Below are 13,454 nucleotides of genomic sequence, written 5' to 3'. Positions count from 1 at the left end.
GTGAAAACAAATGCTGAAAATACTATTAGTAGAAGATGACGAAATCCTATCAGACAGTATTTTAGAAATTTTATCTGAAATCGGTGAAATCGTTCAAGTTTATGATGGAGCAGAGGCGTTATATGAGGGCGAACGAGGGATTTATGATCTGATCGTGCTAGATTTGATGTTGCCTTCAATGTCTGGTGAGCAAGTCTTAACAGCTTTAAGAAAGAAAAATATCTATACGCCAGTTTTGATTTTAACCGCCAAAGATGCGTTACAAGATAAAGTGAATGGCTTTAAAAATGGGGGCGATGATTATCTAACGAAACCATTCCATCGAGAAGAATTATTACTACGTGTCCAAGCTCTAGCACGTCGCTCATTAGGGATGAATGGTAAAAATGAGTTAGTTGTTAATGAGTTGTGTTTGGATCTTGATAATCGACAAGCTAGTTTTAAAGGAAATGAACTCACACTTCAAGGCAAAGAATTCGACTTATTACATTATCTAATGCAAAATCAGGGACGAATCATCACCAAAGATCAATTGTTCGATCGAATTTGGGGATTTCAATCAGACACGACGTTAACCGTGGTCGAGGTTTATATGAGCAACCTTAGAAAGAATTTAAAACCCTTTGGAATTGATCGCTGGATCAAAACCCTGCGTAATGTTGGCTATCTTTTTGAAGTGCCTGAAGGGGATGGAGCATGAATAAACAACTAAGCAAAAAACAAAGATTTAATTATTTCTTGATAAACTTAATTTCATTTGCAAGTATTTTTCTGATCTTGGGTTTGATCGTTTTTCAGCTAGTACAAACCTCCATTTACCAAACAGTGGACCATGATTTACAACGACTTGCGGAGGATCAAAAATTTTTACAACATCAACTGATACAGACTGAACGATCACAGGGGAATTCCCCTCAATTAGGTAAATTTGATACGCCACCACCCAATAATTTTCAACAGCAAGTGATTCTTTGGTCGAAAGACGGTGAAATACTGAATGAAGCCGAGTTAGGATCTCGTTTTTATGATTTTCAAAATTTAAAATTATCAACTGATAATTTACGTAAAATCAGTAGTATCCAAACTAAAGACAGCAATGATCGTTCGTTGCAATTCCGCTCGATCACTCTACCTATTGAAAATCAAGATCAAGTCGCTTACATCCAACTGCTAGTAAATACCGATCCAATCAAAGGAACCGTGGAACGGTTTAAGCAAATACTGATCATCTGTATGATTATTTTTGGTTTATTATCGATTGCTCTAAGTTATTTTCTTTCTAAGTGGTTTATGAAACCTATCTTGATTTCTTGGGAAAAACAACAAGAATTTGTTGAAAATGCTTCTCATGAGTTAAGAACACCACTAACAATCATTCAAGCCAAGCTAGAAAAGTTATTTACTAAACCAAACCATACGATTTTAGAAGAATCCGAAACGATCGCTCTTTCACTAGACGAAGTTCAGCGTTTAAGCCAATTGACAAGCGATTTACTCTTACTGGCTCGTTCAGATTCCAATTCTCTGACCTTAGAAAAAGAAGCTGTTAAAATCAATACCTTTTTGAATACAGTTCTTTTACCTTATCAAGAATTAGCTTTAGCTGAAGAAAAAGAATTTGTCATCGATTTAGGTGAAGATCAGCAACTATTTTTCGATAAAAAAAGAATTCACCAATTAATGATCATTTTATTGGATAATGCACTGAAATATACCGCACCTGGCGAGAAAATAACTGTTTTTTCAAGTGTTAAAAATAATGAATGGTTAATTAAAATCAGTGATACAGGTATCGGTATCGATGAGGAGAAAAAAGCAGCAGTCTTTGAACGTTTCTATCGTGGAGAAGAATCTCGTAATCGTAAAACGGGCGGTTACGGCATTGGTCTTGCTATTGCTAAATGGATCGTGGATGAACATCAAGGGGAAATCAAACTAACGGATACCACGCCAAAAGGAACCACTGTTATTTTGCGTTTTCCTGTAAAATAAATATTATTTGCTAAAGCGGCAACTTTCTTCTAAAATAAAGAAGAAGTTTAAGGAAAGTTAGGTAGACCATGGAATTACAATTTTTAGGTACAGGAGCTGGAGTTCCAGCAAAACATCGTAACGTAAGTAGTATTGCTCTAAAATTATTAGACGAAAGAAATGCAGTGTGGTTATTTGATTGCGGCGAAGGGACACAACTACAAATTTTAAAAAGTAATATTCGTCCCAGAAAAATCGAAAAAATTTTTATTACCCATTTGCATGGCGATCACATTTTTGGCTTGCCTGGTTTATTAAGCAGTCGCTCGTTCCAAGGTGGAAATGAGAAATTAGAAATTTACGGACCAGCTGGTATTGCGGATTTCGTAAGGACAGCGCTAAAAGTTTCGCAGACGCGTCTTTCATATGATTTAACGTTTATTGAAATCAAAGAAGGCGTTGTATTTTCCGATAAGCAATTCACCGTGACGTGTAAGCTATTAGATCATGGTATTGTGAGCTTTGGTTATCGCATTGTAGAAGCCGATCATGAAGGCGAATTACAAGTCGATAAATTAGCTGCTTTAAATATTCCCTCAGGTCCAATTTACGGCAAAATCAAGCGTGGAGAATCTGTAGAATTACCAGATGGACGCATAATCAACGGAAAAGACTTTGTAGGTGAAAAAAAAGAAGGCAGAATTGTTACGATTCTTGGTGATACGAGAAAGACACCAAATAGTGTATCGTTAGCAGAAAATGCGGATATCTTAGTGCACGAGAGTACATTCAACAAAGAGGAAGAAAAAATGGCTAAAGCTTATTATCATTCCACAAGTCATCAGGCAGCACAAGTTGCGTTGAAAGCCCAAGTGGAAAAACTAATATTGACACATATCAGTGCTCGTTATTTAACTGGCGATATTATCCAATTAGAAAATGAAGCCAAAGAGATTTTTCCTAACACAAAAATCGTGAAAGATATGGAAATTGTGGAGATTCCATTTAAAGCTGAGTAAGGAGGAGTTAGGATGTATAAAGGACAAGATTTGACGGATAAAGTAGTTGTAGTAACTGGTGGATCAGCAGGTTTAGGCGAACAAATTTGTTATGAAGCCGCAAAAAAAGGGGCAATCGTAGTTGTTTGTGCTAGAAGAATCAATCTGATCGGCAAAGTAAAGGAAACGTGTGAAGAACTAAGCGGAAAAACAGCATTTTCTTTCCAATTAGATATTTCAGATCCAGAAAATGTAGAGACTGTTTTTGAAAAAATCGAAGCAGAAGTTGGGCCAATCGATGTGTTGGTCAATAATGCTGGTTTTGGTATTTTTGAAAATTTCGTAGATATTGATTTAGCTGTTGCTAGAAATATGTTTGAAGTGAACGTTTTAGGTATGATGGTCTTCACTCAAAAAGCTGCGATCCAGATGGCCGAAAGAGGGACTGGACATATCATTAATATCGCATCTATGGCTGGAAAAATGGCCACAGCAAAATCAACTGTTTATTCTGCAACAAAATTTGCAGTTTTAGGTTTTTCTAATGCGTTGCGTTTAGAATTAAAACCCTTAGGTATTTCTGTTACAACGGTCAATCCAGGACCTATTCAAACAGAGTTTTTTGATAAAGCTGATCCGTCAGGTGACTACTTAGCCTCTGTAGATTTGTTTGTTCTGGAGCCTAATAAGTTAGCGAAAGAAATTGTAAATGCCATGGGAACTTGTAAACGAGAGATAAATCGTCCACGGATGATGGAAGGTGCATATCGATTATATACGTTATTCCCACATTTAGGAGATCTATTAGCTGGCGGTATATTGAACAAAAAATAATTTATTTAATTGTGCGGGCTAGTCTATCGGAAAAAAAGCACCTCAGTCATAATTTTCTATTTTTCTGTTGAGACTGAACGAGCCTACTACATTTTTATAATCAGGAGGAAATAAAACATGAAAAATCAGTGGCGTGTCGTTATCGGTCTTGTTTTAGTACTAATCGTTGTCATTTTTGCAGTGTTAAACAATCAAACAGTCCCTGTTAGCTTTGGTTTTGCGAAAATCTCTGGTCCATTGATCCTTATTATTCTGGGATCGGCAATCGTTGGTGCATTGATTGGTCTTTTAACGTCAACAACAACGATGTGGAAACAGAAAAAACAATTGAAGGAATTACAAAAGGATATCGACGTTTATAAAAACGATGCAGATAAATTAGCGCAAGAAGAAATCGAAAAAGTAAAACGATCATATGAGAATCAGTTAGCTGAATTACAAGCAAAATACGATGCAGCAGCAGCTCAAGCACCTATCTCACCAGTTGCCGATACAGAGCCTGTCGGCAGTCGTGTCGATCATTTTACAAAACCAAGAAGTAGTGAAGAAGAAATATAAAGCTGAAAAAGCAAAGATAAAGCAGAAACAGTTTATCTTTGCTTTTTAATTTGTTGATTTTTAGGATACTTTCTTTAGTTTTCCCATCGTATTTGATATAATTACTTGGTTAGGAGTGACGTCGTGAAAAAAGCAAAATATACATGGCAATTACGGGAAAAAACAGAATTGCCAGAAGAATTTTCAACTATACTAACAAATGAACAGATCAATCCTTTACTAGGCCAAATTTTATGGCATCGTGGCATTCAGTCCAAAGAGGCGTTGGAAACATTTTTACGTCCTACCGTTGAAAATCTTTATGATCCTTTTTTAATGCATGATATGGAAAAAACTGTCACAAGGATTCAAAATGCTGTATCCCAAGGTGAAAAAATCTTGGTTTACGGAGATTATGATGCAGACGGTATTACAAGTACCACAGTTATGAAAGAAGCAATCGAACTGATTGGCGGAGAAGTAGAGTACTTCTTGCCTAACCGATTTATTCAAGGTTATGGACCAAATCTAGCTGTGTTTAAAGAACAAATCGAAAATGGCGTCCAATTGATCATCACGGTGGATAATGGTGTAGCAGGGCATGAAGCTATCAATTATGCAACAGAACAAGGTATTGATGTTATTGTAACAGATCACCATGAACTACCACCGGAATTACCAAACGCGTTTTCAATCATTCATCCAAAGCATCCACAAGGGCACTATCCTTTTGGAGAATTAGCTGGGGTAGGGGTTGCTTTTAAAGTTGCAACAGCTTTACTAGGAGAACTACCTGCTGAATTTCTTGATTTAGTTGCAATTGGTACAATTGCCGATTTAGTTTCACTGACAGATGAAAATAGAGTGCTTGTCAAAATGGGACTGGAAATGATTCAAACTGGTGAAAGAATCGGCTTAGATATCATGATCCATCTAGCTGAACTTAAAAAAGAGGCTATTAGTGAAGAAAATATCGGCTTTACGATAGCACCTCGATTGAATGCATTAGGTAGATTAGGAGATGCGACTCCTGGTGTAGAATTAATGACAACATTTGATGAAGAAGAAGCAGAGCGAATCGCAACATATATCAACAGTCAAAACGATGAACGCAAAGAAATCGTTGCGAACATCACTAAAGAAGCTTTTGAACTTATTGATCCAACTGATCCAATTCATATCGTTGCAAAACAAGGCTGGCACGAAGGCGTTCTTGGGATTGTTGCCGGAAGAATCATGCAAGATACTGGGAAACCGACGATCGTCCTTACAATCGATGAAAAAAACGAATCAGCTAAAGGATCCGGCCGTAGCGTCTCAGCGTTAAATTTGTTTGATGCATTAAGTGAAATTCGTGAGGAGTTTACTCACTTTGGAGGTCATCACATGGCTGCCGGTATGACATTGCCCGTGGCCAATATCGCTAAAGTAAAACAACATCTAATCCATTATCTAGAAATAAACCAAATCGACTTGTCTCAAGGACAAGAGCTGTTGATCGATGAGTCATTAAAAGTTGAAGAAGCAACGATTCCATTTATTCAGCAATTAAAAATTCTTGCACCGTTAGGAACAGATAATCCTGTACCTAATTTCTTATTTGAAGATGTCTCAGTTGAGCAAAGCCGTCAAATCGGAGCAGATAAAAGTCATCTGAAATTTCAAATAAGTCAAGGTGGCACTAAATTAGATGCGATTGCCTTTCAAATGGGCAATCAAGTAGATGAATTTGGGCAAGGAACAACGAATATCGCAGGACAATTGTCGATCAATGAATGGAATGGAAATAAAAAACCGCAACTGATGGTCAGTGATTTTTCAGTAGATGGTGTTCAATTATTCGATTTGCGAGGAAAAAATGCTCGTCAAAAGGAAATACCTTCAGCAAATACGCTATATATTTATTTTAGTGCAGATAGCCAAAAATTGATTGATGATCAAACCAGTCATCAGCATTTGTTTACCACAGTTGCTGAAGCCGTAGCAACGATCGAAGCAACGAATAGCCAGCAACTTGTTTTTGTCGACTGTCCTGATGATATTGATTTATTAAAACAAATCACACAAGCTGGAAAAATCGAGCGTGTTTACATGATGGGAATATCTCAAGAAGAGGCCTATTTAAATGGAACAGGAACAAGAGAACAATATGCGCAACTATACAAATTTGTGAGACAACAAGAACAAGTAGATGTTCGTTATAAGCTAAATGTTGTAGCTCAACATTTAAAAATACAAGAAAAGCTATTAATTTTTATGATTCAGGTGTTTTTTGATCTAGGATTTGTTACAATAGAAAACGGTGTTTTAAGAAAAGTTGAGAGTCCTGAAAATCATCCATTAACGGAAAGTAAGGTCTATCAAACTCGCTTAAAAAGAATCAAAACAGAAGAGTTTTTGCTATACAGCGATCGTGAGACATTACAAAAATGGCTGTGGCAAGAGGAGGAAGTATAAAAAATGGATTTAAAAGATTATATTGCTAGTATTCCAGATTATCCAGAAAAAGGCGTTATTTTTAGAGATATCTCACCGTTGATGGCAAATGGTGAAGCGTATCGTGAAGCAACAAAACAAATCGTTGATTACGCAAAAGAAAAAAGAATCGATATGGTCGTAGGTCCTGAAGCACGCGGCTTTATCGTAGGATGTCCTGTGGCATATGAGTTAGGTGTTGGTTTTGCTCCTGTCCGTAAAAAAGGGAAGTTACCTCGTGAAACAATCGAAGTAACCTATGATTTAGAATACGGTACAGATACATTAACGCTTCATAAAGATGCGATCATTCCAGGGCAACGAGTATTGATTTGTGATGATCTATTAGCAACAGGTGGTACAATCAAGGCTACTATCGAATTGATTGAATCCCTTGGTGGAATTGTTGTAGGCTGTGCATTTCTGATTGAATTGATGGACTTACATGGACGCGACAAAATTACTGGATATGAAATCGTTACATTGATGGAATATTAAAAAAGATCTTTACTCAGGATTTTATCCAGGGTAAAGATCTTTTTTTATTTGTTTTGCGGAAAAATTATTTCTATTTTGATTTATGGATATTTGCGATATACATAATGTTGATGTTCATTTTTCTTTTTTGTATGGGAATATCTTTTCTCATCCCACAGCATGAACCATATAATAAATAGAGGGCTAACAATAAGTAATGCGGACTGTAACCCTAATGTTCCTAAGAAAATACCAATAATCAATACAACAAATAATAACCCGCCACGACGAACTGCTTTCATTCTTAATCACCTCATAATTTTTATCGAACAAACGTTTGTATAGTTATTATACGAATGTTTGTTCGGTTTGTAAAGAGATAAATATAAAAAAAGGTACTTCTTTTTGATCAATCAAAAAAAAAGTACCTTAAAACCTTTATATATAAGGGTTTTATAATATTTTAAGTATAAAGTAAAATTGAAAAGAACATGAAGCCAGCTCCCAACATGACGAACAAGTGCCAAACCACATGCATAAAGCGAACACTTTTCAAGCTATAAAACGCAGCACCTAATGTATAGGAAACGCCTCCTGCAACTAATAATGCAATACCTATAGGACCTAAAGAGTCGTATAATGGTTTTGCAGCAGTAATACAAAGCCAACCCATAATAATATATATGATAGTAGAAACGTTTTTAACTGTTTCTTGTTTATGTAGTGTCAAAGATTTATATACAACACCGCTGATTGCCATCACCCAGATAAGCACGAACAATAACCAGCCAAGCCAGCCTTTGATACTTAGTAAACAAAATGGAGTATAACTTCCAGCAATCAATAAGAAAATTGAACTATGATCAAAAACTTGGAAAACTTTTTTTGCTCTAGTGAAAATCAAACTGTGAAATAAGGTCGAAGCTAAAAATAAGAGAACTAGAGTTGAACCGTAAATAGCATAGGAAACAACATGAACAGCTGAACCAAGTCGCGCACCTTTAACGAGTAGAATCACTAATCCTGCAATACTTAATCCAGCCCCAATCCCGTGAGTCACTGCATTAAGAACCTCATTTAAAATCATATATTTTTTGGAGAATTTTACTTTTTCCAAGAAATCAACTTCCTTCATTTTAATTTGGTGAAAAATAATTCTTTGTCTGTTATAATAAAAACAGACATTTAAGCCTCAAAAGTATTTTACCACGAATTGAGGTTGTTTTTAAAGAAAGAGTGATAAAATTATGACAAATGTTAAAATTGTGACTGATTCTTCTTGCACAATGCTGAAAAGTGTACGCGATGATTTGGATATTCAAATGATGCCTTTATCTGTGATGATCGACGGCGTAGTGTACGCTGATGACGATCATTTAGAAGGCGAACAATTTATGGAATTGATGAGTACAGCAAAAGCATTACCTAAGACGAGCCAACCGCCAATCGGTGAATTTGTGGAACTATATGACCGCTTAGGTGCTGATGGCAGTGAAGTAATTTCGATTCATATGACAAAAGGCTTGAGTGGTACGGTAGAAGCAGCTAGACAAGCTGGAAATCTAAGTTCTGCTAATGTTACTGTAATCGATAGTGATTTTACTGACCAAGGCTTATCCTTTCAAGTGATTCAAGCAGCCAAACTTGCTAAAAATGGTGCAAGTGTTCCTGAAATTTTAGCTGAAATCAATCATGTCAAAGAGAATACGAAGCTATTTATTGGAATATCTACACTAGACAATCTAGTTAAAGGTGGCCGGATCAGCCGAGCAACTGGACTTTTATCCAGTATTTTTAATATGAAAGTAGTCATGGATTTCGACCATACAGAACTGATTCCAGTTGCTAAAGGTCGAGGAATGAAAACATTCAATAAATGGTTTGATGAACTAAAAAATGAATTAAGCACTTTGTCAAATGTTCGCCAAATCGGTATTTCTTATGCAGATGGATTAGAGTTAGCGAATGGATTTAAAGAAGGTCTACAAGCACTATTCCCTGATATGGAAATTCCTGTATTGCATACAAACCCTGTAATCGCAACGCATACGGGTAAAGGTGCTTTTGCTATCATGTACTATACAGACTGAGTTTTGAGCAGATCAAACTGATCTGCTTTTTTTAATAAAAAATTTTATAAATTTTACTGTACAAATGGACTTAAAATAGAGATAATTTACTTTATTAGAAATAAAAAAGCCAAATACTGTAGATCAATGAATTATTGAGTTCTTCGTGATTTACAGCAAAGGAAGGGATACAATGAAATTATTTTTCAAAAAAAATTGGTCAAGCTTTGCCCTCTTTTTCGTCACAATCATTGGCGTTTTTTTACTATTGATGGTGGCTGTTCCTAAAGCTAAACCGATTTTAGGCTCTGGGACAACGCAAATAGCGAAAAGTGAAACAAAAGAGGTGATTCACTACACCGCAATTGGAGATTCGTTGACAGAAGGAATTGGTGATTTAACGAATTCAGGTGGATTCGTTCCTTTAGTAGCTAAGGATTTGCAGGAGGAGTACCATTTAAATGGTGTCCAAACTGATAACTTTGGTAAAAATGGTGATCGTAGTGATCAAATTCTTAAGCGAATCAAAAAAAATAAAGAGATTCAAGAGGGCTTAGCTTCAGCAGATATCATTACGTTGACGGTCGGCGGGAATGACTTAATGAAGGTGATTAAGGGAGACGTATTTCGTTTAACTAAAAATTCATTTGAGAAACCACTGAAAAATTATCAAAAAGAAGTAGAAAAACTACTTGCAGAAATCCGCAAATATAATGTAGATGCACCCATCTATGTTCTAGGAATTTACAATCCATTTTATCTTTATTTTCCTGATATTACAGAAATGCAGGAGATAGTAGATAGTTGGAATGACGGAACTGAAGACATTGTTAAAGCAGAAAAAAATGCCTATTTTATTCCGATCAATGACTTGCTTTATAAGGGAGCAGGAGATGAAGTAGGGATCGTCAGCAGTGAAGATATAGCTTCTGGCACAGCATCAAGTAGTGAGCAAGATATCAAAAACAATGCGTTGTATGAAGAAGACCACTTTCATCCCAATAATTTAGGGTATCAAATCATGGCAAGCACCGTTCGGGACGAAATGGTAAAAACGCAAGATAAATGGCTAAAAAAAGGAAGTGAGTGATACAAATGATCAATGAACCTGAAGAAAAAAAAGAAGTGAAGAAAACAAATAAACGCAGAAAAAAAGCTCCTGAAGCAAAAAAAACAATCAATCATTGGAAAGTAGCTTTCATTGTTTTGATTGCACTAATTATCGGAAGTGTGGCATTTGTATTTGTAAGAGTCACTCAAGTTCGTGAACCAAACTATAAACCTGTTCCAGAATTAGTGGAAAAAGACGGAACACCTGTCATAGCGGTACAATCAAAGAAAAAACAAATTAATGCATTGATCGATTTTTATCTTAGCGATTTCCAAAAAGGATCAGACATCACCTATAAATTCTATCTAGAAAACGAAGCGATGTTAAATGGTACTTTTAAAGTCCTTGGACATCCGATTCAGTTTTATCTTTATTTTGATCCTTATGTAATGGATAATGGCAATGTACAATTAAAAGCAAAAAGCTTATCTATTGGAACCTTGGGCTTACCAATGAAAGAAATCCTAAAATTTGTCCAAAGAGATTACAAATTACCGAACTGGGTAGAAGTAAATCCAGATGATAGCACTGTTTTACTACGTTTAGATCAGTTTAGAATGCAAAACGGGTTGTTTATACGAGCAGAAAAAATCAATTTAGTGGACGATGATATTCGTATGAATATTTACTTGCCAAAAGATAGTAATGACACAACGACAGACAAAAAGGAGGAGTCAAATTGAGCGAAAAAGCAATTTTTGCCGGCGGCTGTTTTTGGTGTATGATCCAACCCTTTGATACGCAGCCTGGTATCCACTCAGTCACTTCTGGCTACACAGGTGGACATGTTGCTGACCCTACGTATGAACAAGTGTTAAGTCATACGACAGGTCACACTGAAGCCGTTGAGATTCAATTTGATCCAGCAATAATGCCTTACGAGAAATTAGTTGAAATTTACTGGCAACAGACAGATCCAACTGATGCGTTAGGTCAGTTTGAAGACCGGGGTGATAATTATCGCCCAGTGATCTTCTATACAAGTGAGGAACAGAAAAAAATTGCCGAAAAAAGTCGTCAAGCGTTGCAAGAAAGTGGCCGCTTTAATGAGCCTATCGTGACAACGATCGAACCTGCTGCAGTTTTTTATCCAGCAGAAGACTATCACCAAGACTTTTATCAAAAAGACCCTGAGCGCTACGAAGATGCACATACAAATCGAGCAAATTTTATAGAAAAGAATTGGTGACTATATGAGAAGAAGCTTTTATCACTATTTAATGACACTAAGAGCCCCTAGGAAAACAGAAGAGAGCCAATTCGCAAATGATGCTGCCAAAGATATTCAGTTTCCTAAACAATCTGAAGATTATCATGAATTGTCGAGTTATTTAGAAATGAATGCTGATTACTTAACAAATATGCACATTTTTGATGACTTATGGGAAAAATATGTAGAAAACAATAAATAAAAAAGAAGGAAAGGCAAAGAAAGCTTTTCCTTCTTTTTTTTTCATGGTAAACTGGAAAACATGCAATGATAATTTTACAGAAAGAGATGACTATATGAAAAATAAAAGACAAATACCTTTTCATCAATACATTATTTCGATTGCTTGTGTTGCTTTTTTGGCAGGTGGCGGCAGCTATATTTATTTTGACTACCAATACAAAAAACAATTAGCTAGTAGTCCAGCTCAAAATAGTGAGTTGAAAAAGGTTGATAATCTATATAATGAAATCGTCAATAATTATGTAGGAAAAGTTGATGAAAAAAAATTAATTGATGGAGCACTAAAAGGTATGACAGAAGCCTTAGATGATCCGTATTCAAGTTATTTAAATGAGCCAGAAGCAGACGAATTAGATCAAAGTCTTGCAGGGAGTTTTGAAGGAATTGGTGCAACAATGACAATGACTGACGAGCTTCCAACTGTAGCGCAGGCGCCGATCGAAGGTTCTCCTGCAGCAAAAGCTGGAATCAAAGCCAATGATACGGTTTTAAAAGTTGACGACGAAGAAACAAAAGGAAAAACGCTTTCTCAAGTTGTCAGTAAAATCCGTGGAAAAAAAGGAACCGAAGTTCGTTTAACGATTAAACGAGGCGAAGAAACTTTTGAATTGAAACTAATACGAGATACGATTCCGATTGAGACAGTTAAAGGTGAATTAGATAAAAAAGACCCTTCAATCGGTTCTATCAAAATCACTTCTTTTGGCGAAAATACCTATAAGGAATTACAAGATACAATCAAATCTTTAAGAAAAGATGGCGCTAAATCTTTTGTGATCGATGTGCGCCAAAATCCTGGCGGCTTACTTGATCAAGTCGAAAAAATGGCAAGCATGTTCCTTGAAGATGGTAAAACAATCGTTAAGTTTGAGGACAAAAACGGTAATACAAGTGAAGATGTTGCTTCTAGTGATTTAGATGGCGGCTTTAAAGTAACCGAGCCAACGGTTGTTTTAGTTGATGAAGGCAGTGCTAGTGCTTCTGAAATTTTCGCGGCAGCTTTAAAAGAATCTGGCAATAAAAAAATCATCGGAACCAAGACCTTTGGTAAAGGAACAGTTCAAACCGTTAAAAATTTGAACGATAAGAGTGAAATTAAATTAACTGTCCTAAAATGGTTAACACCAAAAGGCGAATGGATTCACAAAAAAGGGTTAGAGCCAAACATTAAAGCTGACTATCCTGACTTTGCTTATTTGTCACCGATTTCTAGAGATAAAACTTTAAAAACTGGAGATTCTTCACCCGTTGTCAAAAATGTCAATGCTTTATTAAAAGCACTTGGTTATGACGTTAATGCTGATACTAGTGATTTTACAGAGCAAACAAAAGCGGCTGTTAGTGCGATACAATCGGACAATAACCTTCCCGTTACAGGTGAAGTAGACAATGAAACGGCTGCGCAGATCGAAGTTGAGATTGGGAAAAAAATCAAAGATAATGATCAAGCCTATGAAGCTGGTATAAAAGAAATTCAAAACGAAAATAAAAAAGACTAAATGAATCTGGTGTGGAAAAATGGCTATAGG

Annotated in this window: 15 protein-coding genes; 13 read left to right on the top strand and 2 right to left on the bottom strand. The window is 36.1% G+C overall.

Annotated features, from left to right (window positions below; genetic code table 11):
• The first annotated feature begins 10 nt into the window (after nt 1-10).
• The 7 genes from BCR21_RS01455 (at nt 11) to BCR21_RS01425 (ending at nt 7,313) form a co-directional block, all read left to right on the top strand.
• Nucleotides 11-700, top strand: coding sequence for a response regulator transcription factor (locus tag BCR21_RS01455; protein ID WP_069644744.1), 690 nt, complete (start codon nt 11-13; stop codon nt 698-700).
• The gene (locus BCR21_RS01450; RefSeq protein ID WP_069644743.1) at nt 697-1,992 is read left to right on the top strand and encodes a sensor histidine kinase; all 1,296 of its coding nucleotides are present in this window, start codon (nt 697-699) and stop codon (nt 1,990-1,992) included. The genes BCR21_RS01455 and BCR21_RS01450 overlap by 4 nt, the downstream gene beginning before the upstream one ends.
• A gap of 68 nt (nt 1,993-2,060) precedes the next feature.
• A complete protein-coding gene (rnz, locus tag BCR21_RS01445; RefSeq protein WP_069644742.1) occupies nt 2,061-2,990 on the top strand; it encodes a ribonuclease Z in 930 nt (309 codons plus the stop codon).
• 12 nt (nt 2,991-3,002) lie between these two features.
• On the top strand, nt 3,003-3,803 hold the full coding sequence (locus tag BCR21_RS01440) for an SDR family NAD(P)-dependent oxidoreductase (protein ID WP_069644741.1): 801 nt from the start codon (nt 3,003-3,005) through the stop codon (nt 3,801-3,803).
• 117 nt (nt 3,804-3,920) lie between these two features.
• Nucleotides 3,921-4,361, top strand: coding sequence for a LapA family protein (locus tag BCR21_RS01435; protein ID WP_069644740.1), 441 nt, complete (start codon nt 3,921-3,923; stop codon nt 4,359-4,361).
• A gap of 123 nt (nt 4,362-4,484) precedes the next feature.
• A complete protein-coding gene (recJ, locus tag BCR21_RS01430; protein WP_069644739.1) occupies nt 4,485-6,797 on the top strand; it encodes a single-stranded-DNA-specific exonuclease RecJ in 2,313 nt (770 codons plus the stop codon).
• 3 nt (nt 6,798-6,800) lie between these two features.
• On the top strand, nt 6,801-7,313 hold the full coding sequence (locus BCR21_RS01425; protein ID WP_069644738.1) for an adenine phosphoribosyltransferase: 513 nt from the start codon (nt 6,801-6,803) through the stop codon (nt 7,311-7,313).
• Nucleotides 7,314-7,393: 80 nt separating this feature from the next.
• Here the strand turns inward: BCR21_RS01425 and BCR21_RS01420 are convergent, their stop codons facing one another.
• Complete coding sequence (locus BCR21_RS01420) at nt 7,394-7,594, bottom strand: hypothetical protein (protein WP_069644737.1); 201 nt, start codon at nt 7,592-7,594, stop codon at nt 7,394-7,396.
• A gap of 161 nt (nt 7,595-7,755) precedes the next feature.
• Nucleotides 7,756-8,409 (bottom strand): PAQR family membrane homeostasis protein TrhA, encoded by a 654-nt coding sequence (trhA, locus tag BCR21_RS01415; RefSeq protein ID WP_069644736.1) that lies wholly within the window; start codon nt 8,407-8,409, stop codon nt 7,756-7,758.
• Between the two features lie 130 nt (nt 8,410-8,539).
• Between trhA and BCR21_RS01410 the strand changes: the two genes are divergently transcribed.
• From BCR21_RS01410 to BCR21_RS01385, 6 genes are all read left to right on the top strand, one after another.
• A complete protein-coding gene (locus BCR21_RS01410; protein WP_069644735.1) occupies nt 8,540-9,382 on the top strand; it encodes a DegV family protein in 843 nt (280 codons plus the stop codon).
• 172 nt (nt 9,383-9,554) lie between these two features.
• The gene (locus tag BCR21_RS01405; RefSeq protein WP_069644734.1) at nt 9,555-10,451 is read left to right on the top strand and encodes an SGNH/GDSL hydrolase family protein; all 897 of its coding nucleotides are present in this window, start codon (nt 9,555-9,557) and stop codon (nt 10,449-10,451) included.
• A gap of 5 nt (nt 10,452-10,456) precedes the next feature.
• Nucleotides 10,457-11,155: a YpmS family protein gene (locus tag BCR21_RS01400; protein WP_139125568.1), complete on the top strand. Its 699-nt coding sequence runs from the start codon at nt 10,457-10,459 to the stop codon at nt 11,153-11,155.
• Complete coding sequence (gene msrA, locus BCR21_RS01395) at nt 11,152-11,661, top strand: peptide-methionine (S)-S-oxide reductase MsrA (RefSeq protein ID WP_084013188.1); 510 nt, start codon at nt 11,152-11,154, stop codon at nt 11,659-11,661. The genes BCR21_RS01400 and msrA overlap by 4 nt, the downstream gene beginning before the upstream one ends.
• A 4-nt stretch (nt 11,662-11,665) precedes the next feature.
• Nucleotides 11,666-11,884, top strand: a complete 219-nt coding sequence (locus BCR21_RS01390) for a YozE family protein (RefSeq protein WP_010761347.1) — start codon at nt 11,666-11,668, stop codon at nt 11,882-11,884.
• 94 nt (nt 11,885-11,978) lie between these two features.
• Nucleotides 11,979-13,424: a S41 family peptidase gene (locus BCR21_RS01385; RefSeq protein ID WP_069644733.1), complete on the top strand. Its 1,446-nt coding sequence runs from the start codon at nt 11,979-11,981 to the stop codon at nt 13,422-13,424.
• Nucleotides 13,425-13,454 lie beyond the last annotated feature (30 nt).

The organism is Enterococcus ureasiticus (assembly GCF_001730285.1).
Classification (GTDB): domain Bacteria; phylum Bacillota; class Bacilli; order Lactobacillales; family Enterococcaceae; genus Enterococcus_L; species Enterococcus_L ureasiticus.
This window is presented reverse-complemented; position numbering and strand designations above follow the sequence as displayed.